A 26,246-nucleotide genomic window follows, 5' to 3' on the forward strand; every position below is an offset into this window, starting at 1 on the left:
CGTCTTATGGTTCCGCCCTCACTCCGGCCAGCGTGTTTAACGGGACGCCTAAGATCAAGATCAAAAGCACGGCGGCCTGACAGCCGGCCTGAGTGGTTGGTTCAAAGGCAGATACGTGTAGGAGCTGGCTTGCCGGCGATGCAGGCGCCTCGGTACATCAGGCACACCGAGGTGATGCCATCGCCGGCAAGCCGGCTCCTACACGTTGGCCGAGATCGGCTTTCATCGGTCGGCTCTAAGGCCGCCGCTTTTGATCTTAGGCGCCCCATTAAACACGCTGGCCGGCATTCCGGCTCTTTTCCAAAGTGACCCGTTGTAAAAGCGGACCCCATACCAGCCGTTACCCAAATAACGGATATGTACCCCACCCCCTGCTGCCCCCCAAACACCCACTGCTGCAAAGGTGCTGCTACAGCAGCACCCTCCCCCCAAAACCACCACCAACCCCCAGCAACCATTGACCCCAACCCCAATGGCATGCCCGTTGCACGCATCCCCTCAATCAGGTCCAAGCCCCCTGCACGACTCAAATCAGGAGCACCCATGAGCACTGAATTCTTCTGGCGCCTACCCCTGGGCACCGACGGCCCGCAACTGACCACCGACAAGCACAACCGTGGTAACCCGAACTACCGCCCCGGTCACATCGCCCCGGGCCGCCTGCCCAACGGCGAGCCCGACGATTTCACCTACATCGACTACATCGCCCAGGTCGCCAAGGCCGCCGAACTCGCCGGGTTCGAAGGTGCCCTGTTGCCCACCGGCCCCGAGCCGTGGATCGCCGCCGCCGCGCTCGCCCGGGAAACCCGGCGCATCAAGTTCCTGATCGCGTTCCAGGCCACCTGGACCCTGCCCGCCTACGCCGCACAACAGGCCGCGATCCTGCAGAACCTCAGCCGTGGCCGCCTGGAGTGGAACATCATCACCGGCGGCAACCCCGCCAGCCAACGCGCCAATGGCGATTTCCTCGAACATGACCTGCGCTACAAGCGCACCGGCGAGTTCCTCGACATTATCCAGGGCCTCTGGGAAAACGAAAAATTCTCCTACGACGGCGATATCTACCAACTGGAAAACGGCGCCCTGCCCGCCGGCCTGCACAATGAGCGCAAGCCGGGTGTGTACTTCTCCGGCTTCTCCGATGCCGCCCTGGGCGTGGCTGCCCGGCATGCCGACGTGTACCTCAACTGGGCCGAGCCCATCGACAAGCTCAAGCCACACATTGATCGAGTGCGCGAACTGGCCGACAAACAGGGCCGCACCGTGCGTTTCGGGCTGCGTGTCGACCTGTTCGCCCGCGAGACCGAAGAGCTGGCCTGGAAAGACCTGCGTCGCCAGTTCGACAAGCTCGAAGGCAAGACCAGTGCGGTCGCCAAGGGCTTCACCAGCGGTTCAGACTCGGTGGGCGCTGCGCGGCAAACCGCCTACCACCAGAACGTCGACCGCTTTGATGACTTGATCATCGGCCCCAACCTGTGGGCCGGGTTTGCCAAGGCCAAGCCGGGCCCGACCGTCGGCCTGGTGGGGAGCCACGAAAACATCGCCGAGCGCCTGGTGGAATACCGCGACGCCGGCTTCTCGACCTTTATCCTCGCCGGTAACCCGCACCTGGAAGAAGCCCTGCGCATTGGCCAGGAAGTCTTGCCGCTGGTGCACCAACGCCCGGCCATCCAACCCTTGAAAGCCAGCGCCTGACTGCTGGGGAGATTCCTTGATGACACAACCTCTCGACACGCTCTGGTACACCCGCTGTCCCGTTCCCACCGGCCTGGGCATTGCCGTGCAGAAAGGCTGGTTGCAAGACACCGTCGGCGCCCTCGGCACCGAGGTGCAGTCGCTGCGCGAATCGAATGACAAGGCGGTGCGCGAGTCGCACTTCGACCATACCCTGCAAAATTCCGTGCGCCATGGCGGCAATATCCCGGCGATCTGGGCGCGCGCCCAGGGCCGTGAAACCCGCGTGATCGGCCTGTCCTGGGCGGATGAAGTGCAACTGATCCTGACCCGCCAGGACAGCGGCATCAAGACCGTCAAGGACCTCAAGGGCCGTACCTTCGGCCTGCCGGACTGGGCCGGCGCACAGATCGATTTCACCCGTGCCCAGGCCCTGCGCGGCCTGGAAAATGCGTTGTCGCTGGAAGGCTTGAAAGTCGGCGATGTGAAGCTCAAGAACTTCCGCTATGGCGGCACCTTCAGCGACAGCGCGGTACGCAACATCGCCGGCACGCCGGTCAATGCACAGGTGACTGAGCGCAACCTGGAGCTGATCGGCCTGCTGCGCGGCGAAGTCGACGCGATCTTCCTCAAGGGTGCCAGTGCGGCGCAGCATGCCCATGACTTCGGCCTGCACACGGTGATCGACACCGGCGCCCATCCCGACCCGCTGATCCGCAGCAACAACGGCACGCCGCGCACCCTGGCAGTGGACCTGAACCTGCTGGACAAGCATTTCGACGTGGCCACCGGCATCCTCGATTCGGTGCTGCGTGCCGAGCAATGGGCCCACACCCATCCGGAAGACACGCGCCGCTACCTGGCCCGCGAAACCAACAGCAGCGAATACTGGGTCACCGCCGCCTATGGCGACGATGCACACCTGCGCCTGCGAACCGAACTGGATGAACAAGCGATTGCCGCGCTGCAGGACTTCACCGACTTCCTGCACCGCTGGCGCTTTATCCCGCAGACCTTCGATGTGCGCGAATGGATCGATGCACGGCCGTTGAATGCGCTGCTCGACGGCAAAACCGCACTCGCCGGCTAACCCGCCCCTGTAGGCGCCGGTTTGCCGGCGATAGCGCGCTTGAATTTTTTGCAATACTCAAGGCCGCCATCGCCGGCAAGCCGGCTCCTACAGAAGGCTTCATGGATTTGAACGAAGAATTTTATGAGCAAACCACTCGATACTCTCTGGTACACCCACAGCCCGGTCCCCACCGGGCTTGGCATCGCGGTGCAATCCGGGCGACTGGCCGAAGCCTTTTTGCCCTACGGCACCAATATCCAGTCGCTGCGCGAATCCACCGAACGGGAAGTACGCGAAGCCCACTATGACCATCACCTGCAGAACTCGGTGCGCCACGGCGGCAACATCCCGGCGATCTGGGCCTACGCCAGCGGTGTCGAAACCCGCGTGCTGGGGCTGTCGTGGAGCGACGAAGTACAGCTGATCCTGACTACTGCCGAAAGCGGCGTGAAGAGCGTGCGCGACCTGAAGAACCGGCGCTTCGGCCTGCCGAAGTGGGCCAACGTGCAAATCGACTTCACCCGCGCCCAGGCGCTGCGTGGCCTGGAAAACGCCCTCAAGCTCGAAGGCCTGAACGTCTCGGATGTGGAGTTGGTGGACTACCCCTACGGCGGTACCTACAGCGACAACCAGACGTCCTACGTGTATGGCCCGGAAGTCAGCCTGGGCGTCAGCCGTTTCAGCCGGCGCAACAATGAACTGATCGGCCTGCTGCGCGGCGACATCGATGCCATCTTCCTCAAGGGTGCGCATGCCGTGCATCTGGCCAACGAGTTCGGCCTGCATGTGGTGGTCGACACCGGCTCCCACCCGGACCCGCTGATCCGTTCCAACAACGGCACGCCACGCACCCTCACAGTGGATACCCACCTGCTGACGGAACATTTCGACGCCAGCGTGAAGATCGTCGACACCGTGCTGCGCACCGAGCAATGGGCCTGGGCCAACCCGGATGAAACCCGGCGCTTTCTTGCCAAGGAACTCAATACCAGCGAGTACTGGGTCACGGCGGCGTATGGCGAGGACGCCCATCGCCGCTTGCGTACCACCCTCGACTCACGCTCGATCGAAGCGCTGCAGGACTTCACCGACTTCCTGTTCCGTTGGAACTTCATCCCCCGGCGCTTCGATGTGCGCGACTGGATCGACTTCAGCGTGCTGGAAAAAGTCATCGGCTCCACCTCTCGCGTCGCCGTTTAACCCTGGCATCACACATCACCCTTGCAGGAGCCCGACTTGCCGGCGATGGCGTTTTCGAGACCGCCAACGCCGGCAAGTCGGGCTCTTGCAATGTTGGCCAGGCAACACCTCCCCTGCTGCTCCAGCAGCACCCTCCAAGCACTTTTTGCTGATTGTTCCACAGGCCTGTTCAAAGGCCTTTTTTCGGCAGGTTATTTTCGTCACGCCGTATTTTAAAATCATTAATTTTCAATACGTTAAAGGCTTGTATTCACCCTTAAATCCTCTTGGCACGATCTCTGCTCTACCCCCTTCAAGGACACATTTTCCGGGGGAGACTGCAATGCATAACATCAATCCAATCACCAAGGGCCTGTGGCTCGTTTTGCTGGTTGCCGGTGGCGCCCAAGCCGCTGACGAAGACACCAGCAAGACCGAGCCGTCACTCAAGACCGTGACCGTCACCGCACAACACCGCGAGCAAACCCTGCAAGAGGTTCCGGTGGCGGTGTCGGCGGTCCAGGGCACCAATATCGTCGCCGACGGCGTGCGCAACATGGGCGACATCACCACCTTCATTCCCAACGCCTCGGCCAAGAACCCGGACGGCGACGGCCGCCCGCGCTGGTACATCCGTGGCCTGGGCACCGGCGATACCGGCGCGGCCACCGTATACCCGGTGGGCATCTATGCCGATGACGTCTACCTGAATGCGCCGATTGCCGGCGGCGGGCCGCTGTGGGACCTGGAGCGTATCGAGATCCTGCGCGGTCCTCAGGGCACGCTGTACGGCAAGAACACCACGGCGGGCGCGGTGAATATCATCTCGAAGAAACCGACCTTCGACACCGACGGTTTCGGCACCCTCGGCTTTGGCAGCAAGAACGAACGCATCCTCAGCGGCGCGTTGGGCGGCGCGCTAGTGGATGAAAAACTCGCGGCGCGGATCTCGTTGTATTCCGAGGAACGCGATGGCTTCCAGAAAAACCTGGTGGACGATCACACCTACGGCGACGTCGACAAAAAGGCCGTGCGCCTGCAGTTCTTCGCCCAGCTCAACGATGACCTGGACGCGCTGTGGAAGATCCACAGCCGCGAGTTCAAGGGGGATGGTGCCAACGGTGCGCTGACCCTGGGGCGCTATTACAACGTGGGCTACCAGCGTCCGCTCGGACGCAATATCGCGCAGAACGTCAAGGACGATTCCAAGCTCAACCATGACGGCACCTCGCTGACCCTCAACTGGCACCTGGGCGACTACACGCTGACGTCCATCAGCGCCTATGACTATATTCGCGGCCAGTCCAGCAGCGACGCCGACTACACGCCGTACGAGGTCAACGGCACTTCCACCGCCGACAACAAGTACAGCCAGTATTCCCAGGAAATCCGCCTGGCCTCGCCCCAGCAGGAAACCCTGCGCTGGCTGGCGGGCGCGCACTATTTCCACGAGGACCTGGACAGCACTGCCGGGCGCTTTATCCAGCCCGGCCCGACACCGAACGGCACCGGCTCCAACCAGATCAACGGTGCCACGGATTTCCGTGACCTGAGCTACGACCACAAGACCGACAGCTACGCGCTGTTCGGCAACCTGAGCTACGACTTCACCGACAATTTCAGCGTCACCGGTGGCCTGCGCTGGACCCAGGAAAAGAAAGACATCGACCTCAGCCTCACCCAGCTGACCCGCGCCACCGCCAACGGCCCGTTGATCCTCCTGGCCGGTGTGGGCACCAACGGCAACCGCCAGGAAGACAAGACCTGGGAAGCCTGGACCTACGACCTGACTCCGGAATACCGCATCAACGACAACGTACGCGTGTTCTTCCGCTACGCCCATGGCTTCCGCTCCGGCGGGTTCAACACCGGGCTGTCCACCAGCCTGTCGCAGCTGACCACGGTGGACCCGGAACAACTCGACGCCTATGAATTCGGGGTGAAATCAGAGTGGTTCAACCATCGCCTGACGGCCAACGCGAACATCTTCTACTACGACTATTCGGATATTCAGGTGAACCTGCTGACGGTCAACAACGGTGTACTGACCACCGCGTTGACCAACGGCGCCAAGGGCAAGGTCAAGGGCGCGGAGCTGGAGCTGGAAGGCCAGCCGACCGACTACCTGCACCTGCGCGCAGCGATCTCGTTCCTCGACACCGAATACACCGACTTCAAGAACACCAACCCCAACACCGGCGCGGTCACCGGTGACTACAGCGGCAACAGCTTCGTGCGTTCGCCGCGCAATGTGGTATCCCTGGGTGGCGACTACACCATCCCATTGGAAATCGGCGGCAAGCTGGTGGCCGGTGCCGACGTGAGCTTCCGTGACAAGGAATACTTCCTCGCCGACCGCCAGAGCAGCGCCGACAAGGACCTGAGCCAACCCCACTACACCTTGGCCAACAGCCGCCTGACCTGGTACAGCCCTGACGAAAAACTCAGCGTCACCGGTTTCGTCAACAACCTCACCGACCGCCGCTACCAGGTCCATGGCCGGCCAAACGGTGGCCTGGGCCAATACGTGATCACCTACGGCGACCCACGCACCGTGGGCCTGAGCGTGACCAGCCGCTTCTAACCCCCCTAACTCACTGCCAAAACCGGCTCTCCCAAACGACACCGATCAACTGTGGGAGCTGGCTTGCCTGCGAAGGCGATTGCATAGCCGACAAGGTCATCGTCTGACCCAGCGCTATCGCAGGCAAGCCAGCTCCCACCTTTGATCTCATCGGCACGGCAATAGAGCCCGGCGCGCAGACGCCAACGTTCAACTGTTGAAAGGACTACTTTTATGTTCCAACGTACTCCGTTGGCCGGCGCCATCGCGCTGGTCATGGGCAGCCTTGCCGTGCCTGTCTTTGCCGCAGACGACAGCCAGCCCACTGCAAAGAATGATCACCTCGACACCGTCGTGGTACTCGGCACCCGCCGCAGCGACCTGACCGCCCTGCAAAGCGCCGCGCCGGTGGATGTACTGTCCGGCGAGCAATTGCAGCAGACCGGCGCCACCGACCTGTCCGGCGCCCTCACCGCCCTGTCGCCGTCGTTCAACTTCCCGCAGTCGCCGCAAGGAGCATTTGCCGGCTCCATCGCCCAGGGCGCCTCACTGCGTGGCCTGGCCTCCGACCAGGTGCTGGTGCTGGTCAACGGCAAGCGCCGCCACAGCAGCGCCAACATCACGCGTCAGAGCCTGGTGAACGGGCGTGGCGCGGCGGCGGTGGATCTGAGCCTGATTCCCTTGAGTGCGATCCAGCGCGTGGAGATCCTGCGCGACGGCGCCGCCGCGCAGTACGGCTCCGACGCCATCGCCGGGGTGATCAACATTGTGCTCAAGGAAAACGACGACGGCGGCAACCTCGGCTACCGTTTCGGCGGCTATGACAAGGGCGACGGCATCCAGCGCAAACTCAGCGGCTGGAAAGGCTTCGCGCTGCCCAACGATGGCTTCCTCACCCTGAGTTTCGACGCCGGCAGCCAGGACCCCGCCAGCGACACCAACCCCGATAACCGGATCTTTTACCCCGGCGATACCAGCGTCAACACGCCGCGCGAGCAGAATAACCGCTACCGCACCTGGCGCTGGGGCTCGGGCAACGTGTCGGACCAGTACAACTTCGTCGCCAACAGCGAGATCGGCATCGGCGAAGGGCTGACCGCCTATGGTTTTGCCACCTACTCACACAAGAACACCGACGCCGAAGGTTTCTTCGACCCGCCCACAACCCTGCGCAACAACTACGGCAGCACGGCGTTGCAGCGCTACCCGGACGGTCGCTTGCCGATCACCCGCTATGGCCTGGAAGACTATGCCGTCACCGGCGGCCTGCGCTTCGAGAACGAGCAACTGGGCAAATTCGACCTGGCGTTGAACCACGGCAACAACACGCTCAAGTCCGCCGACCGCAATGCGATCAACCCCAGCTATGGCGTGGACAGCCCGTCGAAAATCTACACCGGCGAACGCGAAAACGACCAGACCAACCTGACCTTGGACTGGGTGCGCGACTTCCCTACCGACCTGCTGTTCAAGCCGCTGACCCTGTCGGCGGGCCTGGCCTGGCGCAAGGAAAACTACCAGTTGAGCGCGGGTGAAGCCGCCGGCTGGCAGAACGGGCCGCTGTTCAACACTGTCGACCCGATCACCGGACGACGCATTCCCGGTTACTACTCGGGCATCACCCAGGTCGACGCGGCCTCGCTGGACCGCAAGGTCCTCGGCGCCTACATCGACGTGGAAGGCCAGATCACCGAGAAATTCCAGGCCGGCGTGGCAGTGCGTACCGAGCATTACTCGGACTTTGGCGACACCACCAACGGCAAGCTGTCGCTGCGTTATGACTTCACCCCGCAGATCGCCGCGCGGGCCACGGCCAGTACCGGTTACCGTGCGCCATCGCTGGTGCAGAGCGGCATGTCGTCGTTCAGTGTGCAGGTGGTGGAGCAACCGCCGGGCAGCGGCAACTATGTCGAGGTGCAGCAGCGCACACTGCGCGCCAACAGCCCGGAAGCCCAGGCGCTCGGCGGCAAGGCGCTCAAGCCTGAGGAATCGACCAACTATTCCCTCGGCCTGGTATGGCGCCCGCTGGCAAACGCTTCGGTGACAGTGGACGCGTACCGCATCAACATCGACAACCGCATCACCCTGTCCGATCAACTGCCCGCCAGCGTGGTCACGCCGATCTTCGCCGGCACGCCCTACGCCAATATCCAGAGCGCGGCGTTCTACACCAATGTCGCGGACACCCGTACCGACGGCGTCGAGTTGACCGGCAATTACCAGTGGGATCTGCAGCAATGGGGCCGCCTGAACCTGAGCAGCGGCTTTGCCAAGAACAACACCACCATCACCGGCTTGCGCGACGTGGGCAATATCAAGGGCTCGCAGATTGTCGGGCGCAACACCCAGGGCCTGATCGAGGACGGCACGCCGGACACCAAGCTGACCCTGAGCGCCAACTGGTTGTATGAGCACTGGGCCGTGACCGTGGCCCAGCGCCGTTATGGCGAATGGAAAAGCCTCAACGCCACCAACCCGGCACTCGACCAGACCTTCAGCCCGCAATGGGTCACGGACCTGGACCTGTCCTACACCTTCCACAAGGGCGTGAAAGTCTCGGTGGGCGCAATCAACCTGTTCGACACCCATCCGGACAAGGCCGACGGTGCGCAGCTGTACGGCGTGCCAAAGTACTCGATCACCAGTCCGGAAGGCGCACAAGGGGCGTTCTACTACACCAGTGTGAGCTACGACTTCTGAGGGGACTGCTGAATGGGTGCTGCTCCAGCAGCACCCGATCACCATTCTTGCAGTTACCCCCCTGTAGGAGTCGGCTTGCCGGCGATGGCGTCCCCAGCAATTACGTACATCCACAGGGCTCCATCGCCGGCAAGCCGGCGCCTTCAGGTTGTGGCACATGTCTTGCGATAGCTGCTGGGTATTCAGCTGAATTAAGACCTGCCATGCGCCTCCTTCGACAACTCACCTGGCTTATCTCGCCCCTTGCCCTGCTGGCCGTTTGGACGCTGGTGGCCCACCTCGGCATTTTCCCGCGCAACCTGCTGGTACCGCCCGCCCAGGTACTGCAAACCTTCGAGCAACTGCTCGCCAGCGGCGAACTGCTCGACCATCTGGGCAACAGCCTGTCGCGCCTGGGCCTGGGGTTTGGCATCGGCTCACTGTGCGGCCTGGCCTTCGGCGTGCTGATGGCCTTGTCGAAGAACGTCGAGGTGTATTGCGGGCCGCTGTTCCATACCCTGCGGCAGATCCCCAGCATTGCGTTGATCCCGATGTTTGTATTGCTGTTCGGCATCGACGAAACCTTCAAGATCATCATCGTCGCCAAGACCGCGTTTTTCCCGGTCGCCCTGGCGGCCGGTGAAGGCGTGCGCGGCATCCCGCGCAGCTATTTCGACGTCGCCGACGTGTACCGTCTGCGCTGGCCAACGTTTGTGCGCCTGGTGGCCCTGCCCGCCGCCGCGCCGCCGATCATCACCGGCTTTCGCATCAGCCTGACCCGCGCTTGGGTGGTGCTGGTGGCTACCGAGTTGCTGGCGGCCGACAGCGGCCTGGGGCAGATGATCGAAATGGCCCGGCAGATGCTGCGCATCGATGTGGTGATGGTCGGCGTGGTGATCACCGGACTGATCGGTTTTGCCCTCGACTACGCGTTTCGCCGCCTCGAACAACGCCTGTTCCGCTGGCAAACCCGCTAGGAGTCCCCATGCTGCCTCTACTGAAAAAAGCCCGAGGGCTGTTGCTGCCGCTGCTGCTGGTGCTCGCCTGGGAATACGCTTCACGCCAGGACGCCGCTGGTGCCTATGCCTTCGTGCCATTGGCGGCGATCGGTTCGGCGTTGCTGGAAATGCTCGGCAACGGCGAACTTCTGGTCAACCTGCTCGCCAGCCTGGCCCGCACCAGCAGCGGCCTGGTGCTGGGCATTCTGTTCGGCGTGACACTGGGGGTGCTGATGGCGCTGTCCAGCGTGGCCAACCGCCTGATCGGCCCGCTGTTCCACTCGATTCGCCAGGTGCCGATGCTCGGCTGGATCCCGCTGATTGCCATGTGGTTCGGCAATGGCGAGTTTTCCAAGGTGCTGATCGTCACCCTCGCGGCGTTCTACCCGATGGTGCTCAACACCTACCAGGGCTTCAGCCATGTGGAGCGACGCTACCGCGAAGTCGGCCAGGTGCTGGTCCTGACCCGGTGGCAGCAGTTCACCCACGTGCTGTTGCCGGCAGCGCTGCCGAGCATTGCCACCGGTGTCTTGCACGCCCTGGCCTTCGCCTGGGTGACGGCCATCGGCAGTGAGCTGTTCCTGTCCTCCGGTGCCGGCCTGGGCAACCTGATGATGAACGCCGAAGCCGGCTCACGCATGGAAGTCATCGTGCTGAGCGTGCTGTGCATCGGGCTGCTCGGCTACCTGATGACCCTGTTGTTTACCCTTTTAAGCCGTCACCTGCTGCGCTGGCGCAACCTCCGTTGAAAGGCCTCGATATGAATGCAATCGCCCACCACTCCCTCCACCAGCACGTGCAGACCGGTGCGCTGCAGATTCGTGGCCTGAACAAAGCCTATCGGATCGAAGGCCGCTCGCTGCCAGTGTTGCAGAACATCCACCTCGACGTGCGTCCCGGCGAGTTCGTCAGCATTGTCGGCGCCAGCGGCTGTGGCAAATCCACCCTGTTGCGCCTGATCGTCGGGCTGGAAGCCGAATACGAAGGCGACATTCTGCTGGACGGCAAACGCATCGCCGCCACCAGCCTGGAACGCGGGATCGTGTTCCAGGACCACCGGTTATTCCCGTGGATGACCGTCAGCCAGAACATCGCCCTGGCGCTGAAAAACCACAAGCTGACCCAGGCCGAGAAGGATCGCCAGGTGGCCGAGCATATCGCCCTGGTCAACCTCAGCGGCTTTGAAAACGCTTACCCGCACCAGCTCTCCGGCGGCATGGCGCAGCGGGCGGCGATTGCCCGGGCGCTGATCAACAAGCCCAAGGTGCTGTTGCTGGACGAACCCCTGGGCGCCCTCGACGCCCTGACCCGCGTGCACCTGCAACGCGAGCTGCAACGCATCTGGGTGCAGCAGCGGTGCACGGTGATCATGGTCACTCACGACATCGAGGAAGCGCTGTACCTGGGCGACCGTGTGATTGTGATGGACGCCCATCCGGGCCGGATCAGGCATGAAATCCAGGTGGATCTACCTCACCCAAGGGATCGCGCCTCGCCGGTGTTGCAGGGCTACAAGGAGCAATTGCTCGAGGAACTGGTGGGCCACTGAACCCAGGCAGACCTTTACAGAATGTCTTGTTCTGGATACTTTATCCAAAACAAGATAACGAGGTCCGCCCATGCCATCGCCCACTTATCAAGACGTCATCGAGGCTGCGCAACGCCTGGAAGGTGTTGCGCACCCGACGCCGGTGCTCACCTCGCGCACCCTCGACGCGCTGACCGGTGCGCAGGTGTTCATCAAATGTGAACACCTGCAACGCGCCGGCTCGTTCAAGTTTCGCGGCGCGTTCAATGCCCTGTCGCAGTTTGACCCGCAGCAGCGCAAAGCCGGCGTGGTGGCGTTTTCATCCGGCAACCACGCCCAGGGCATTGCGCTGGCGGCGCAGTTACTGGGCATCCCGGCGACCATCGTGATGCCCACCGATGCACCGGCCGCCAAGGTCGCCGCCACCCGTGAATATGGCGCCAGCGTGGTGTTGTATGACCGCTTCACTGAAGACCGCGAGCAGATCGGCCGCAACCTGGCCACTGAACAGGGCCTGACCCTGATCCCGCCCTACGACCATCCGCACATCCTCGCCGGGCAAGGCACGGCTGCCAAGGAACTGCTGGCGTCCACCGGGCCGCTGGATGCCTTGTTCGTTGGCCTCGGCGGCGGTGGCATGCTCTCGGGTACAGCGTTGTCGACTCGAGCCTTGTCGCCGGATTGCCTGCTGTATGGCGTGGAGCCGGAAGCCGGCAATGACGGCCAGCGCTCGTTGCGCAGCGGCAGCATCGTGCATATCGACACGCCAAAGACCATTGCCGACGGCGCCCAGACCCAACACCTGGGCAATTACACCTTCCCGATCATCCGTGACAACGTCAACGACATCCTCACCGTGTCGGATGCCGAGTTGGTGCGGGCGATGAAGTTCTTCATGCAGCGCATGAAAATGGTGGTCGAGCCCACAGGCTGCCTGGGCCTGGCTGCCTTGCTCAACGAAGGAGACCGGTTCAGGGGCCAGCGGGTGGGCATTATCGTCACTGGCGGCAATGTCGATATCGACACGTATGCCGCCCTGCTCAGCGAGGCCCCATGAACAGCATCCAGACCTCGACGACCTCCCTGCCTGCCGGGCATTACGCCCTGGCCATCGGCTATCGGGTCGAGATTGACGCGATAGCGCGCTACTTGGCGTAGGTGTAGACCGCCGCGCGCGAGACACCCAGGTGTGAGGCCACGGTTTCCATGGCCCGGCGAATGTCCAGGCAGCCTGAGTCTTTCAGCTCTTTCATCAGCACACGCCGGTCTGCGGTTTTCAACGCACGCGGGGTGGTCGCCAGGCGTGCGGCGAACTGGTCGATACGGGCGCGAATGACGTCGGCGCCCGAAGGGTCCAGGGATTCGATGAGCTTGTCGCCGCTGACCGAGCCAAACTGCTCGAGCATGCCCTGCAAGCCCCGGAACAACGAGAGATCGACATTCATGCACAAGGCCGCGACGTACTCGCCGCCGGCGCCCTTGATGCCGATCGACGTGCTCTTGACCTGGCGGCCGTCGCTGAACTGGTTCTGGTAATTGGCGATGACTTGCGGGTACTCGGGGTCGGCAATGCGCGCAAGGCCCAACTCGGTGGTCGGGTCGCCCGGTGCACGTCCGGACAGGTTGTTATGGATCGCCAGGATCGAGTGCTGCGGGTCACGCAAGTCGTGCAGCACCACTTCGCAGAACGGGCTGAAGGTCTTGCTCAAGCCTTCGGCGATCTGTTCGAGCTGGCTGATCAGGTGAGTATCGTTGGGAGAGGTGTTTTTCATGCAAGACAACATATCCAGTCATGGACAGGCCGTCAATTTCAGCACTGTCCCCCACAGTGGCGCCGCAGCCTTAGACACCTGCGCCTTGACGCTGATCACCGACAGCCTCGCCGGCGCCTACAAGACCGCATATTCACGGTGCGGAACCGAAGAGTTCTGATACGTCCCACTGTAGGAGCTGGCTTGCCGGCGATGGTCGCCAACGATGACGCGGGAACCCAGAATGAACGCAGCGCCCTCACGTTTTTCGCCGGCAAGCCGGCGCCTACAAGGTATCAGCGGGCATCCTCCAGGATCAGGTCAGCGCCCTTCTCCGCTACCATCAACACAGCCGCGTGGGTATTGCCCGAGGTCACGTTCGGGAAGATCGACGCATCGACGATGCGCAGCCCCTCGAGACCATGCACCTTCAGGCGCTTGTCCACCACCGAGACCTGCGGGTCCGAGCCCATGGCGCAGGAGCCGCACAGGTGGTAGATCGAGCCGCTGTTTTCGCGGAAGTATTGCAGCATCTGCTCATCGGTTTGTACCGCTTGGCCGGGCAACACCTCATCGACCGTGATGCTCTTGAGCGCCGGTGCCTGCATGATCTTGCGCATCAACCGGCTGCCCTGGATCACCTCGTCGATGTCCTTCTGGGTGCTCAGGTAGTTGGGGTCGATCAACGCCGCGTCCCGTGGGTTTTTCGAGGCGATGCGGATGGTGCCGCGGCTGGTCGGCCGGCACGGGTTGAAGCACAGCAGGAAGCCTGAGTACGGCTCGGGCTTGAGGCTGGCCTTGTTGTTTTTCGGGATCTGGTACGACAGCGGGTTGAAGTACAACTGCAGGTTCGGGTCTTTCTGCTCATCGTTGCCGCGAAAGAAACCACCGGCCTGGTTGACGCTCATCGCCAGCGCGCCCTTGCGGGTCAGCAGGTACTTGAGGCCGAGTTTCAACTGGCCGAACAGCGAACTGAGTTCGTCGTTCAACGTCGGGATATTGGCCTTGTAGTAGTAACTGGCGCACAGGTGGTCCTGCAGGTTTTCACCCACGGCCGGCAGGTGTTTGACCAATGGGATGTTGTGCTCGGCCAACAGTTTCTGGTCGGCCACGCCGGACAGTTGCAGGATCTTCGGCGTGTCCACCGCGCCGGCACACAGGATCACTTCCTTGCGCGCAGTGAAGGTGCGGGCCACGCCGTGTTGGGTGACGGCAATGCCGGTGGCGCGCTGCTGGTCGTCGAACAGCACGCGGTCTACCAGGGCATGCAGCTCCACGGTCAGGTTCGGGCGACCGAGCGCCGGGTGCAGGTGCGCAAAGCTGCTGGAGCAGCGTTCGCCATTGCGCGTGTTGACGTCATACAGGCCCGCACCCTCGAAGTTCGGGCCGTTGAAGTCGTCGCTGTGGGCATAGCCCAGCTGTTCGCAGCCCTTGAGGAACACGTCGCAGATCGGGTGGGTCTGGCCCTTCATCGGCGTGATGCTGATCGGGCCGCTGCCGCCGTGGTACTCGGTGTCGCCCAACGGGTGGTTTTCCAGCTTGCGGAAGTACGGCAGCACGTCCTTGAAGCCCCAGCCGTCGTTGCCGTTGGCGGCCCAGTCATTGAAGTCATGGGCCTGGCCGCGCACGTAGATCATCGCGTTGATCGAGCCCGAGCCGCCCTGCACTTTGCCGCGTGGCGCGTAGATCTCGCGGCCCGCCAACTGTTTTTGCGGCTGGCTGTAGTACATCCAGTTGAAGGTCGGGTTGTAATACATCTTGGCGAAACCGACCGGGATCTTGAACCACCAGGAACTGTCCTTGCCGCCGGCTTCCAGCAGCAACACGGAGTGTTCGCCCGAGGCGGACAGCCGGTTGGCGAGGACGCAGCCTGCGGCGCCAGCGCCGGCGATGATGTAGTCATATGTCATTCACGGTTACCGCATCAGTCGTTTTTTTTAGCCCTTGGCGGGCGAAGTGTCTTTCACGTCAGCCGGAGTCGGCGCCATTTGCAGGTGCAAGCGCTCGCCGGTGTACGGCGTGTGCTTGCGCACCACGTCCATATTCAGCTCCACCCCCAGGCCCGGCTCGGTGGGCGGGATGATGTAGCCGTCCTCCCATTGCAATGGCTTGGTCAGCACTTCGGCATGGAAGCCGCCCCAGGTCATGATGCATTCCTGGATCAGGAAGTTCGGCGTGCAGGTGGCCAACTGGAAACTCGCCGCCGCGCCAATCGGCCCGTTGTACAGGTGCGGCGCGATCTGCGCGTAGTAGGCCTCGGCCATGCTGGCGATCTTCTTGGCTTCCAGCAGCCCGCCGCAGCGCGCCACGTTCATCTGCAGGATCGAAGCGCCGCCGGCCTGCAGCAGCTTGAAGAACTCATACTTGGTGGTCAGGCGCTCGCCGGTGGCAATCGGGATGCTGGTCTTGGCCGCGACCTGGGCCATGGCGTCTTCCTGGCCCGGTGGTACGGGCTCTTCGAACCACAGCGGGTCGTATTTCTCCAGGCGCTTGGCCAGGCGGATCGCCGACGAGGGCACCATCTGCCCGTGAGTGCCGAACAGCAGGTCGCACTTGTCGCCCACCGCTTCGCGGATCTTGCGGCAGAAGGTCTCGCAGCGTTCCAGCACTTCCAGCGAGATCTGGTGGCCGGAGTACGCGGTGTAAGGGCCCGCCGGGTCGAACTTCACGGCGGTGAAGCCTTTGTTCATGTTCTCGATGGCGCACTCGGCGGCCAGGTCCGGGTCGTCGTAGTCGTACTCGCCCTTGCTGTTGACCGGGTACAGGTAGGTGTAGGAGCGCAGGCGCTCGTTGACCTTGCCGCCGAGCAGTTCGTAGACCGGCTTGTTGGCGGCCTTGCCAATGATGTCCCAGCAGGCCATTTCCAGGCCGCTGACCACGCCCATCATGGTCAGGTCCGGGCGTTGGGTGAAACCGCTCGAATACGCCTGGCGGAAGAAACGCTCGATATGGTGCGGGTCAAGGTTGAGCAGGTAGCGTTCGAACACGTCCTCGATGATCGGCAGCATGGCCTTGGGGCCGAAAGTGGCTGCGTAGATCTCACCGACGCCTTCGATGCCGCAGTCGGTCTTGAGCTTGACGAACAGCCAGTACATGCCACCGATGTGCGGCGGCGGGACGGCAACGATATGGGTTTCAAGGGCGACGATTTTCATCTCAGGCACCTGTCTGGTTGAATTTTTTACGATTGATTCGGGCGCGCAGGGTCAAGGCCGCAAGGGTGCCGAGCACGCCGATGAAGGCGATGTAGCCGAAATACAGGTTGTAGCCGGCCTTGCCTGGGTAGGTCTCGGTCAAGTAGCCATTGATCAGCGGGATAAAGGTGTCGGGCAAGTAACCCACCACCGAGACAATGCCGATCGCCAGGCCGGTGATGCGCAGCGGGATGTCGCAGCTGTCGAGGATCGCCCAGTACAGCCCACGGATCGCGTAGGTCATCAGGCCGATGAAGATCACCGTGCCGATCAGCAGGCCCAGGCTGTTGAGTGCAGGGAACACGATCAGCCCGACCATGGCCAGGGTCACCAGCGCCAGTGCGACGATCAGTACCGAGATGTTCGAGAACTTGTCCCCCAGCCAGCCGCCGCCGATGCCGCCGATGGGGCGCATCCACAGCTTGATGGTGGTGATGGTGCCGGCCATCACGGCGGTCATGCCGCTGCCTTGCAGGTAGTCGGAGAAACTGTAGGTGGCCCAGAACATGTGGTACCCGCAGAACACGATTGCAGTCACCAGCCACAGCTCGGGGATTTTTACCAGGGTGGCCAGGTCGGCGACCAGGTTGAACCTGCCCTTCTCCACCGCGGCTGTCTCGGCCATGGATTTGGGGTCCTTGAGCAGCACCAGCACGCAACCGATGGCGATGCACACGAAGGAATACAGGTACACCACGTGCTTGAAGCCTTCGGCGGCCGATTCACTGCGCGTTTCGGTGGCGTAGGCAAACAGGCCCAGGGCGACAGTGGCCAATAACGCCTCGACCAGTCCGCGTCCCCCATCGAGGATGCCGAAGAAGCGGCCCTGCTCGGTGTGGTGGGCGATCATCTTCACGCGCTTGAGCACCGACGCCCAGAACGTCAGGCCGGTGGTCAGGCCCCAGCAACCGAAGATGATCATCAGGCCGGTCATCGACGGCACCGTCGAATACCACAGGCCCAGCGCGCCGGTGGCGACCAGCGAGAAGAAGATCAGGAAACGCGGGGGCAAGCGGTCCGCCAGCCAACCGCTGGGCAGGTAACTGAGCAGGAAGATCGTGCCGAGCATGGAGTACAGGTAGCCCAGCTCGCTGTGGTTGATGTGGAACACGTCGAGCATGGTGGTCTGGTAGACCTGGCGCAGGTAGAGGATCGGGTAGATCGCCCCTGCGGCGAGCACCAGCAGCATCAATTGGAAATAGCGACTGGCTTTGTCGCTGTTTGCCGCGGACACGGCAGCGGAAACCTGGGCAACGGGAGCAGGCTTGGACATCATTCGGACCTCAGGCACCCGATGCACGGGTGCCCCGATAATTGTTTTTATTAAAGGTGCAGCGGGTGTTCGTGAATCAGTACTTCATGACCACCAGGCGGGTCTGGGTGAACTCGAGCATCCCGTGCTTACCGTCATCGCCGCCCAGCCCCGAGCGTTTCCAGCCGGCGTGGAAGCCCTGGTAAGGGTCCGCCGGGGTGCGATTGACGTACAACTCGCCGGCCTCGATGGCATTCGCCACTTTCATCGCCGTGCGGTAGTTCTCGGTGTAAAGCACCGACGACAGGCCGAACTGGTGGTCGTTGGCCATGCTCAGCGCCTCGTCGATATCGCGGTACTTGAGCACCGGCAGCACCGGGCCGAAGATTTCTTCCTGGATGATTTCCATGTCCTGGCGGCAGCCGCTGAGCAAGGTCGGCGGGTAGAAATGGCCCGGGCCCTCAGGCAGCACGCCACCTGTTTCCAGTACAGCACCGGCGGCCACGGCGCGCTCGACCATGGCATGGATATTCTTTTGCGAGCTGGCGTTGACCAGCGGGCCCATCAGGCTTGCGTCGGTGGCCCGGTCACCGAACTTCACCGCGCTGATCTTGCTTTTCAGCAGCGCGAGGAACGGGTCGTAGACACGCTCATGCACGTACACACGCTCCACCGCCGTGCACAGTTGGCCGCAGTGAGTGGTCTTGGAAGCGACGATGGCGCTGGCGGCTTTTTCCAGGTCCGCATCGGCCTCGATGATCGCCGGGGTTTTGCCGCCCAGCTCCAGGGACGGCTTGGCGATATTGGCCTTGCAGTAATCCAGCACGATGCGCCCGGCGTTGACGCTGCCGGTGAGGGTGATCAGGCCGACGGCCTTGTGGGTACAGACGCTGGCAGCGGTGGCATGGTCCATGGTGAGGATGTTGATCACACCGGCCGGAACCCCGGCCTTGACCACGGCCTTGGCGATTTCAAACGCGGACAGCGGGGTGTTGTTGCTCGGCCGCACCACCACGGTGTTACCCGCGATCAGCGCCGGGGCGATTTTGCGCAGCAGGGTGTAGACCGGGTAGTTGAACGGGATCAGACAGGCCACGACGCCGATCGGCTCGCGTTGCAGGAACAGGTTTTCGTCCGGGGTATCGCTGGGGATGATCTCGCCTTCGATGCGCCGCGCCCATTCGGCATGATAGCGAGTGATCTGCGCGGCGTAGCGGGCTTCGTTGCTGGCGTCGCTGACGCTTTTTCCGGATTCGCTGGCCAGGGCGGCGCCGATGGCGTCGGCGCAGGCATCCAGTGCATCGGCGAAGGCCCGCAGGTGTTCGGCGCGCTCGATGCTGGTGAGTTTGCCCCAGGTCTTCTGGGCGATGGCAGCGGCGTCGACGGCAGCAACCGCCTCATGCGGCGTGGCGGCGCTGACGTGGCCGACGAGGGTTTCGGTGGCAGGGTTGTAGACGGCGATCAGGGCATCGCTGGCGGGTTCGACGAACTGCCCGTTGTAGAAATTGCGCTCGAGTTGCATGTGGTTTGCCCAACGTTGTTGTTTTGCGAGTGACATGCAGTTTTGTATTTGCTTGGGGGGTGTGCAAACGACTTATTGGGTGGGGTAACTTGAGTTAAATGCAGGTTAGGGGTGGTGTTGAGTGCATATTCGTTATTTGGGTGATGGCTGATATGGGCTCCACCCTTACCGCGTGTCACTTTTGGAAAGGAGCCCGGAATGCTGGCCCAGCCAAAAGTGACCAAAAGGGCTCCTGCCCCAACACTCGGTGTGCCTGTGATCCGACAGTGATTTGGGGGCTGCCCAAGATCAAGGTCAAAAGAAAGAGCACAGCGGCCTGACAGAAACGCGGTCCCTTGTAGGCGCTGGCTTGCCTGCGATGGTCGTTAACGATGATGCGGGCATCTGGATAAACGCGGCGTTCTCACGTTTTTCGACGGCAAGCCGGCGCCTACAAGGGAACGATTCAAGTGAACCGCCGTAAGGGCAGAACCCTAAGCCGCCGTTACCGCAGCAACGGATATGTACCCAATCAAACAGCCGCAGTCGAAGGCTCCAACTGCCGCTGAGCCAACCAGATCTCCTCCTGCAACCACCGCCCGAACACCTGCAACTGCGGCATATCCGTCTGCTCCGGCCGAGTCACCAGCCAATACGACTGATGCCCCTCCACATGCACATTCAGCACCTGGGTCAACTGCCCCGAGGCCAACTCCGCCGCCACCATATGCCAGTCGGCAATCGTGATGCCCAGCCCGTCGGTAGCCGCCCGAATCGCCAGGTCCAGCAAGTCGAACTCATACCCACCCTGGGTATCCACCCCGTGGATCCGCGCCGCATCCAGCCAATGCTTCCACGTCAGGTAACGCTGATCCTCACTGGCCAGCACATGCAACAACGTCATGCGATTCAGATCCACGCCATCACTGCACTCCCGGGCATACAAAGACGGCGCACACACCGCAATGTGGCGTTCCTGGATCAACAGCGAACTGTCCAGCCCATCCCACTCGCCATTGCCAAACCGAATGGCACAGTCCAGCGTGCTGGTCTGCGCCAGGCTGTCCTGCAAGCACGTGGTGATGCTCAGTTCAAGCTCGGGATGGGCTTCGCGCAGGCGCCCCAGGCGCGGCATCAACCAGCGGCTGGTGAAGGTCGGCGGAGCGTTGATGTGCAAGCGATTGGAGTGGGTTTTCTGCTGGATACTGCGCACCGTCAGCTCGATCTTGTCGAACGATTGGTGCAGCGCACGCAGCAATACGCGTCCGGCGCTGGTCAGTTCCAGATGGTGGTGGCGCCGCTCCAGCAGGTGCTCGCCCAATTGTTCTTCCAACTGCCGGACCTGGCGACTGACCGCACTCTGGGTCACGTTCAACAACTCCGCAGCCCGGGTAAAACTGCCGGTACTGCCGGCCACTTCGAAGGCCTTGAGGGCGTTGAGACCGGGCATTTTGCGTTTCATGGCGAGCACTCGAATACGACTGACGAGGTGCCAAGCATCCCACGAGCTGTAGGATTTTTCCTAGCCAACATGATTTTTTGTATCAACCAAGGCGTCTATCTCGACGTCTCGCCCTCATCACGCCGACTAACATGCATTTAACGAACGTTTAACCGCTGAATTTATCGTTTGTCGATCTTTGCACGGATGACAAAACTGCAGGCATCTCTAATAAAAACAACATGAGAGCTGCCCCATGTCCGACTCCAACGTTCTAGCGACCCTGGACGGTAACGCGCCGCACCCCGCCGTCGACGCACTGTGTGATCAAGTGCGAAGTGGCGAGATCAACCGACGTCAATTCCTGCGCACCGCCGCCCTGCTCGGCATCACTGCGGCCAGCGCCTCCAGCTTCATCGGCTCGGCCCTGTTCGGCAATGACGCCCAGGCCGCCGACGGTACACCGGCCCGCCAAGGTGGCAGCCTGCGTTTTGCCTGCGCCATCCAGGAAATCCAGGACCCGATGCTGATCACCTGGATCGAAGCCTCGAACCTGTTGCGCAATTCCCTGGAATACCTGACCTGGGTCGACGCCGACAACATCACCCACCCGTACCTCGCCGAGAGCTGGAGCCCTTCCGAAGACCTCACCACCTGGACGTTCAACCTGCGCCAGGACGTGAAGTGGAGCAACGGCGACAGCTTCAACGTCGACGACGTGCAGCACAATATCCAGCGCTGGATCGCCGCCGACTCCAAGTCGGTCAACCGCACCGCGTTCCAGGACATCAAGGCTTTCGAAAAAGTCAGCGACTACCAGTTCCGCCTGCAACTCAAGCGGCCGATCCTGGCCATTGCGGAGATGCTCAACGCCTTCACCTGCGCCATCGTGCACCGCAGCTTCAAGGCCGGCGATGACTGGGCCAAGAACCCGCTGGCCACCGGTCCGTTCAAGCTGGTGTCGTTTGCAGTGAACAAGCAGGCCACCTTCGCCAAGCGCGCCGACTACTGGGGCAAGCCGGCCAACCTGGACGAATTGCGCTATATCGACATGGGCACCGACGTGTCCACCCACCTCGCCGCCCTGCAAGCCGGGCAGGTCGACGTGCTGTACCGCGTGACCGTGGCCGAACTGGACCTGGCCAAGCGCCTGCCCGGCGCGCAACTGCTCAGTTGCAAATCGGCGCAGACCGTGGTGATGCGCATGGCCTGCGACCAGAAGCCGTTTACCGATGTGCGCGTGCGTAAAGCCGTGGTGCTGTGCGCCGACAACGCACAGATGCTCAAGGTCGCCTATCGCGGCATGGGCACCCTGGGCGAGGACCACCACGTGGCCCCTTCCCATCCCGAATACTTCCCGTTGCCCAAGCGTGAACGCGATGTGGCGGCGGCGAAAAAACTCTTGGCCGAAGCCGGTTTTGCCAATGGCCTGGACATCGACCTGATCGTCGGCAATACCCAGGGCCGTTATGAACAGGACTGCGCGCAGATCCTGCAACAGAACTGCCTCGAAGCCGGCATCCGCATCAACCTCAAGGTCGTCCCCGCCGCGCAGTACTGGCCGATCTGGGACAAGGCCGCGTTCAGCCTCACCTACTGGGCCCATCGCCCGCTCGGGGTGATGTCCCTGGAGCTGGCCTACCGCGGCGGCGGCGCCTGGAACGAAAGCCACTACAGCGACCCGGCCTTCGATACTGCGCTGGACAAAGCCATGGGCATCATCGATCCCAAGCAGCGCGCCGTGGCCATGCAGAACGTCGAGCAGATCCTGCAGGACGCGTGCGTGATCGTGCAGCCGTTCTGGGGCGACAAGTTCACCGCCGTGAGCAAAAAGGTGCAGGGCTTCCAGGTGCACCCTTCCGACTTCTACCCCATGGGCAATGTCTGGCTGAGCGCTTGAGCGTCTGAGTCAACGAGCTAAGGCGCGACACCCTTCCCATCATCCGTCGGAGCATGCACCTGATGGCTCATTTTCTATTGCGCAAACTGCTGATGCTGGTGGCGACCCTGCTGTCGGTGTCGCTGATTGTGTTCCTGGCCCTGGAACTGAATATCGAGGACGTGGCAATCAACGTCCTCGGCCCCTACTCCGCTGCCGACCAGCGTGCGGCGTGGCTGCTTGAACACGGTTACAACCAACCGTTCGTGTGGCGCTACCTGGTGTGGCTCAAGGACTTCGTGAGCGGCGACTGGGGCACCTCGGTGTACTTCCGTGAACCGGTGCTCAAGCTGTTGCTGCCCAACCTGTGGCAAACCCTGACCCTGGCCGGCCTGGCCTTGCTGGTGATGGTGCCGGTGGCGCTGACCCTGGGCGTCCTCGCGGGGATTCGCCAGGGCTCGCCGGTCGACCGCCTGGTGTCGTTCCTGTCGATCGTCACCACCTCGATTCCGGACTTCGCCAGCGCGGTGTTCGTTTCGGCGATCTTTGTGTTCTGGCTCAACTGGCTGCCCGGTGTCAGCAGCATGAGCGACGGTTTCAGCGCCGTGGAACTGGTGCTGCCGTTGATGGTGCTGTGCCTGTTCGGCATCGGCTACCTGGCGCGCATCACCCGCGCCTCGATGGTCGAGGTGATGCAGGCGCCGTACATCCGCACCGCGCGGCTCAAGGGGGCCTCCACCCCGCGCATCGTGTTGCGCCACGCCCTGCGCAACGTGCTGATCGCGCCGGTCACGGTGATCATGCTGTACATCCCGTGGCTGCTGTCGAACGTGATCGTGGTGGAGGTGTTTTTCGCCTACAAGGGCTTCGGCTCGCTGCTCTACACCGCGTCACTGAACCATGACGTCTACCTGATCGAAGCCTGCGCGATGATCAGCGGCGTGGTGGTGGGCGTCAGCAAGATCTTTTCTGACCTGGCCTACACCTGGCTCAACCCGCGCATCACCCTGCGCAGTCTCGGCGGAGGCAGCCAATGAACCTGCTCAAATCCTTCAAGCATCCCCTGGCCCTGCTCGGCCTGTTGCTGGTCGGCGGCTGGGTGCTGATCGCACTCTGTGCGCCGTGGCTGGCGCCCCATGATCCGCTGGAAAGCTTCACCCCGCTGCTCACGCCGATGACCGCCGGCGATGACGGCGCCAGCTTTTTGCTCGGCACCGACATGATCGGCCGCGATATCCTCTCGCGCCTGATCTGGGGCACGCGCACCGTGCTGTTCTGGTCGATCCTCGCCACCCTCACCGCGTTCACCGTGGGCATTGCCATGGGTCTGTGCGCCGGTTACTTCAATGGCTGGGTCGACGCTGTACTGTCCTATGTGGCCGACACGGTGCTGTCGTTCCCGGTGCTGGTGCTGTACATCGTGATCATCATCGCCCTCGGCGCGTCGGCGCTGAATATCCTCATTGCGGTGACCTTCACCAGCGCCCCGGCGATCTTCCGCATCATGCGCGCGCTGACCATCGACATACGCTCGCGCGACTACGTGCTCAGCGCCATCACCCAGGGCGAAGGCTCGCTGCGCATCATGCTGGTGGAGATCCTGCCCAATTGCGGCGGCCCGCTGATCGTCGATTTCTGCCTGCGCATCGGCTACACCGCGATCATGATCGGCGCCCTGGGCTTCCTCGGCCTCGGCCTGCCGCCGCCCACCCCGGACTGGGGCGGCATGATCAACGACGGCCGCGCCATGGCCATTTCCTTCCCGCACCTGGTGATCTTCCCGTGCATCGCCATCTCCACCCTGATGCTCGGCCTGAGCCTGCTCGCCGACGGGCTGGATGAACACGCGCAGCAAGGCGCAAGGAGTTGAGCATGAGCAGCCATCAAACTGTATTGCGGGTCGACAACCTCTGTGTCGAACTGCCCAAGGGCGCCGATCGCCCCCACGCCGTGCACGGCATCAGCCTGGAGGTGCGCAAAGGTGAAATCCTCTGTGTGATCGGCGAGTCGGGCTCGGGTAAATCGGTGCTGTCGGCGGCGATCATGGGCGACTACGCCAAAGGCCTGCGGCATGCCGGTGGGGTGATCGACTTCCTCGGCGAGGATATCTGCACCCTGGACGACGCCCGCCTGCGCGCCCGGCGTGGCAACCGCATCGCGATGATCTTCCAGGAGCCCATGGCGGCGCTGAACCCGGCGATTCGCATCGGCAAGCAGGTCGAAGAAATCTTCGATATCCATGCCCCGCAGATGCCCGCCGCCGAGCGCCGTGAACGCATGCTCGCGCTGCTGGAGTCCACCCAACTGCCGGACCCGCCGCGCATTGCCAACAGTTTTCCCCACCAACTCTCCGGCGGCCAGTGCCAGCGGGTGGTGATCGCCATGGCGCTGGCGATGAACCCGGACTTGCTGATCGCCGACGAGCCCACCACGGCCCTCGACGTCACCACCCAGGCCCAGGTGCTGAAACTGGTGCGTGACCTGCGCGGACGCGGCCAGCACGGCATCCTGTTTATCACCCATGACTTTGGCGTGGTGGCGCAGATCGCCGACCGTATCGCGGTGATGGAAGGCGGACGCCTGGTGGAAATCGGCGCGCGTGACCAGGTGTTGAACGCGCCGGCCCATGCCTACACCCGCAAACTCATCGCGGCGGTACCGGCCTTGCATCCCGAACTGCATGTGCCGAGCGAGGATGGCGAAATGGCCTTGCGCATCGAGCACTTGACCAAGACCTACACCGTCGGCGGCAGCTCGGTGGCGGCGCTGCGCAATGTGTCGCTGAACCTGCCACGGGGCAAGACCCTGGCGATTGTCGGCGAGTCCGGCTCGGGCAAGAGCACGCTGGTCAAGGCTGCGATCCGCCTGGTGGACAGCGACAGTGGCCATGTGTGGGTCGGCGACACCGACTTCCTGGCCCTCAGCGGTTCCGCGCTGGCGGCCAATCGGCGGCGTATCCAGATGATTTTCCAGGACCCGTACGGTTCGTTGAACCCACGCCATCGCGTCGGCGACATCATTGCCCGCGCCGCGCAGTTGCGTGGGTTGTCGGCCAAGGACGCCTGGGCCGAGGCCGGCGACTTGCTGGAGCAGGTCGGTCTCAAGCGCGATGCCCTGCAGCGCAAGCCCCGGCAGTTTTCCGGTGGCCAGCGCCAGCGCATCGGAATTGCCCGTGCCCTGGCGATGCGCCCGGAGGTGCTGATCGCCGATGAGAGCGTGTCGGCGCTGGATGTGTCGGTGCAAAAGCAAGTGCTGGAGTTGCTCGCCGACCTGCAGAAGCAACTGAACCTGAGCATTCTGTTCATCACCCATGACCTGCGCGTGGCCGCGCAGATCAGCGACCACATCGCGGTGATGCGCCAGGGTGAAGTGGTGGAGTACGGCACTGCCGAGCAGGTGCTGCTGAGCCCGCAGAATGCCTACACCCAGGCGTTGCTGGCCGCCGCTCCGGGCGCCTCCGAGCTACCGGCTGCCGGGCCACCGCTGCGGCTGATCCGCCCCACCGCTCACTGAGTCGAACCCTTTTCCCCGCGTC

Annotated in this window: 20 protein-coding genes; 14 read left to right on the forward strand and 6 right to left on the reverse strand. The window is 62.8% G+C overall.

What is annotated here, in order from left to right:
• Positions 1-543 precede the first annotated feature (543 nt).
• From BM70_RS0106325 to BM70_RS0106365, 9 genes are all read left to right on the forward strand, one after another.
• A complete protein-coding gene (locus BM70_RS0106325) occupies positions 544-1,695 on the forward strand; it encodes an LLM class flavin-dependent oxidoreductase (protein WP_025855214.1) in 1,152 nt (383 codons plus the stop codon).
• Positions 1,696-1,714: 19 nt separating this feature from the next.
• Positions 1,715-2,764, forward strand: a complete 1,050-nt coding sequence (locus BM70_RS0106330) for an ABC transporter substrate-binding protein (protein ID WP_025855215.1) — start codon at positions 1,715-1,717, stop codon at positions 2,762-2,764.
• A 123-nt stretch (positions 2,765-2,887) separates the two neighbouring features.
• Positions 2,888-3,946 (forward strand): ABC transporter substrate-binding protein, encoded by a 1,059-nt coding sequence (locus BM70_RS0106335; RefSeq protein WP_025855216.1) that lies wholly within the window; start codon positions 2,888-2,890, stop codon positions 3,944-3,946.
• Between the two features lie 322 nt (positions 3,947-4,268).
• Positions 4,269-6,509, forward strand: a complete 2,241-nt coding sequence (locus tag BM70_RS0106340) for a TonB-dependent receptor (RefSeq protein WP_025855217.1) — start codon at positions 4,269-4,271, stop codon at positions 6,507-6,509.
• 213 nt (positions 6,510-6,722) lie between these two features.
• On the forward strand, positions 6,723-9,188 hold the full coding sequence (locus BM70_RS0106345; RefSeq protein WP_025855218.1) for a TonB-dependent siderophore receptor: 2,466 nt from the start codon (positions 6,723-6,725) through the stop codon (positions 9,186-9,188).
• A 203-nt stretch (positions 9,189-9,391) separates the two neighbouring features.
• Complete coding sequence (locus BM70_RS0106350; RefSeq protein WP_025855219.1) at positions 9,392-10,144, forward strand: ABC transporter permease; 753 nt, start codon at positions 9,392-9,394, stop codon at positions 10,142-10,144.
• 8 nt (positions 10,145-10,152) lie between these two features.
• Positions 10,153-10,914: an ABC transporter permease gene (locus BM70_RS0106355; protein ID WP_025855220.1), complete on the forward strand. Its 762-nt coding sequence runs from the start codon at positions 10,153-10,155 to the stop codon at positions 10,912-10,914.
• Between the two features lie 11 nt (positions 10,915-10,925).
• Complete coding sequence (locus BM70_RS0106360; RefSeq protein WP_025855221.1) at positions 10,926-11,714, forward strand: ABC transporter ATP-binding protein; 789 nt, start codon at positions 10,926-10,928, stop codon at positions 11,712-11,714.
• A 70-nt stretch (positions 11,715-11,784) separates the two neighbouring features.
• Positions 11,785-12,750: a threo-3-hydroxy-L-aspartate ammonia-lyase gene (locus BM70_RS0106365; protein WP_025855222.1), complete on the forward strand. Its 966-nt coding sequence runs from the start codon at positions 11,785-11,787 to the stop codon at positions 12,748-12,750.
• A gap of 88 nt (positions 12,751-12,838) precedes the next feature.
• Here BM70_RS0106365 and BM70_RS0106375 read toward each other — a convergent pair whose 3' ends face one another.
• Entirely contained in the window at positions 12,839-13,465 is a 627-nt protein-coding gene (locus tag BM70_RS0106375; RefSeq protein WP_025855223.1) for a transcriptional regulator, read from the reverse strand.
• Between BM70_RS0106375 and BM70_RS33025 the strand changes: the two genes are divergently transcribed.
• Positions 13,464-13,625: a hypothetical protein gene (locus BM70_RS33025; RefSeq protein WP_155952132.1), complete on the forward strand. Its 162-nt coding sequence runs from the start codon at positions 13,464-13,466 to the stop codon at positions 13,623-13,625. The genes BM70_RS0106375 and BM70_RS33025 overlap by 2 nt on opposite strands.
• A 115-nt stretch (positions 13,626-13,740) precedes the next feature.
• Here BM70_RS33025 and BM70_RS0106385 read toward each other — a convergent pair whose 3' ends face one another.
• The 5 genes from BM70_RS0106385 to BM70_RS0106405 form a co-directional block, all read right to left on the reverse strand.
• The gene (locus BM70_RS0106385; protein WP_025855224.1) at positions 13,741-15,354 is read right to left on the reverse strand and encodes a GMC family oxidoreductase; all 1,614 of its coding nucleotides are present in this window, start codon (positions 15,352-15,354) and stop codon (positions 13,741-13,743) included.
• Between the two features lie 27 nt (positions 15,355-15,381).
• Positions 15,382-16,599: a mandelate racemase/muconate lactonizing enzyme family protein gene (locus tag BM70_RS0106390; protein ID WP_025855225.1), complete on the reverse strand. Its 1,218-nt coding sequence runs from the start codon at positions 16,597-16,599 to the stop codon at positions 15,382-15,384.
• Position 16,600: 1 nt separating this feature from the next.
• A complete protein-coding gene (locus BM70_RS0106395) occupies positions 16,601-17,911 on the reverse strand; it encodes a nitrate/nitrite transporter (protein WP_025855226.1) in 1,311 nt (436 codons plus the stop codon).
• 76 nt (positions 17,912-17,987) lie between these two features.
• On the reverse strand, positions 17,988-19,412 hold the full coding sequence (gene aldA, locus BM70_RS0106400; RefSeq protein ID WP_025855227.1) for an aldehyde dehydrogenase: 1,425 nt from the start codon (positions 19,410-19,412) through the stop codon (positions 17,988-17,990).
• 511 nt (positions 19,413-19,923) lie between these two features.
• Complete coding sequence (locus BM70_RS0106405; RefSeq protein WP_025855228.1) at positions 19,924-20,853, reverse strand: LysR substrate-binding domain-containing protein; 930 nt, start codon at positions 20,851-20,853, stop codon at positions 19,924-19,926.
• A 235-nt stretch (positions 20,854-21,088) separates the two neighbouring features.
• Here BM70_RS0106405 and BM70_RS0106410 point away from each other — a divergent pair, with 235 nt between their 5' ends.
• The 4 genes from BM70_RS0106410 (at position 21,089) to BM70_RS0106425 (ending at position 26,224) form a co-directional block, all read left to right on the forward strand.
• Positions 21,089-22,732 carry an ABC transporter substrate-binding protein gene (locus BM70_RS0106410; RefSeq protein ID WP_025855229.1) on the forward strand — a complete coding sequence of 548 codons (1,644 nt, stop codon included), beginning with the start codon at positions 21,089-21,091 and terminating at the stop codon, positions 22,730-22,732.
• Positions 22,733-22,794: 62 nt separating this feature from the next.
• On the forward strand, positions 22,795-23,748 hold the full coding sequence (locus BM70_RS0106415; RefSeq protein WP_025855230.1) for an ABC transporter permease: 954 nt from the start codon (positions 22,795-22,797) through the stop codon (positions 23,746-23,748).
• Entirely contained in the window at positions 23,745-24,581 is an 837-nt protein-coding gene (locus BM70_RS0106420; protein ID WP_025855231.1) for an ABC transporter permease, read from the forward strand. The genes BM70_RS0106415 and BM70_RS0106420 overlap by 4 nt, the downstream gene beginning before the upstream one ends.
• Positions 24,582-24,583: 2 nt before the next feature.
• Positions 24,584-26,224, forward strand: coding sequence for an ABC transporter ATP-binding protein (locus tag BM70_RS0106425; RefSeq protein ID WP_025855232.1), 1,641 nt, complete (start codon positions 24,584-24,586; stop codon positions 26,222-26,224).
• The last annotated feature ends 22 nt before the right edge of the window (positions 26,225-26,246 follow it).

The sequence above is a fragment of the Pseudomonas sp. CHM02 genome, assembly GCF_000612585.1.
In the GTDB taxonomy this organism is placed as follows: Bacteria; Pseudomonadota; Gammaproteobacteria; order Pseudomonadales; family Pseudomonadaceae; genus Aquipseudomonas.

Coding starts and splice junctions, on each gene's coding strand:
- BM70_RS0106415 (WP_025855230.1), top strand. CDS start 22,795: ATGGCTCATTTTCTATTGCGCAAACTGCTGATGCTGGTGGCGACCCTG.
- BM70_RS0106360 (WP_025855221.1), top strand. CDS start 10,926: ATGAATGCAATCGCCCACCACTCCCTCCACCAGCACGTGCAGACCGGT.
- BM70_RS0106410 (WP_025855229.1), top strand. CDS start 21,089: ATGTCCGACTCCAACGTTCTAGCGACCCTGGACGGTAACGCGCCGCAC.
- BM70_RS0106375 (WP_025855223.1), bottom strand. CDS start 13,465: ATGAAAAACACCTCTCCCAACGATACTCACCTGATCAGCCAGCTCGAA.
- BM70_RS0106365 (WP_025855222.1), top strand. CDS start 11,785: ATGCCATCGCCCACTTATCAAGACGTCATCGAGGCTGCGCAACGCCTG.
- aldA (WP_025855227.1), bottom strand. CDS start 19,412: ATGCAACTCGAGCGCAATTTCTACAACGGGCAGTTCGTCGAACCCGCC.
- BM70_RS0106405 (WP_025855228.1), bottom strand. CDS start 20,853: ATGAAACGCAAAATGCCCGGTCTCAACGCCCTCAAGGCCTTCGAAGTG.
- BM70_RS0106385 (WP_025855224.1), bottom strand. CDS start 15,354: ATGACATATGACTACATCATCGCCGGCGCTGGCGCCGCAGGCTGCGTC.
- BM70_RS0106355 (WP_025855220.1), top strand. CDS start 10,153: ATGCTGCCTCTACTGAAAAAAGCCCGAGGGCTGTTGCTGCCGCTGCTG.
- BM70_RS0106420 (WP_025855231.1), top strand. CDS start 23,745: ATGAACCTGCTCAAATCCTTCAAGCATCCCCTGGCCCTGCTCGGCCTG.
- BM70_RS0106350 (WP_025855219.1), top strand. CDS start 9,392: ATGCGCCTCCTTCGACAACTCACCTGGCTTATCTCGCCCCTTGCCCTG.
- BM70_RS0106330 (WP_025855215.1), top strand. CDS start 1,715: ATGACACAACCTCTCGACACGCTCTGGTACACCCGCTGTCCCGTTCCC.
- BM70_RS0106325 (WP_025855214.1), top strand. CDS start 544: ATGAGCACTGAATTCTTCTGGCGCCTACCCCTGGGCACCGACGGCCCG.
- BM70_RS33025 (WP_155952132.1), top strand. CDS start 13,464: ATGCAAGACAACATATCCAGTCATGGACAGGCCGTCAATTTCAGCACT.
- BM70_RS0106340 (WP_025855217.1), top strand. CDS start 4,269: ATGCATAACATCAATCCAATCACCAAGGGCCTGTGGCTCGTTTTGCTG.
- BM70_RS0106390 (WP_025855225.1), bottom strand. CDS start 16,599: ATGAAAATCGTCGCCCTTGAAACCCATATCGTTGCCGTCCCGCCGCCG.
- BM70_RS0106425 (WP_025855232.1), top strand. CDS start 24,584: ATGAGCAGCCATCAAACTGTATTGCGGGTCGACAACCTCTGTGTCGAA.
- BM70_RS0106335 (WP_025855216.1), top strand. CDS start 2,888: ATGAGCAAACCACTCGATACTCTCTGGTACACCCACAGCCCGGTCCCC.
- BM70_RS0106395 (WP_025855226.1), bottom strand. CDS start 17,911: ATGTCCAAGCCTGCTCCCGTTGCCCAGGTTTCCGCTGCCGTGTCCGCG.
- BM70_RS0106345 (WP_025855218.1), top strand. CDS start 6,723: ATGTTCCAACGTACTCCGTTGGCCGGCGCCATCGCGCTGGTCATGGGC.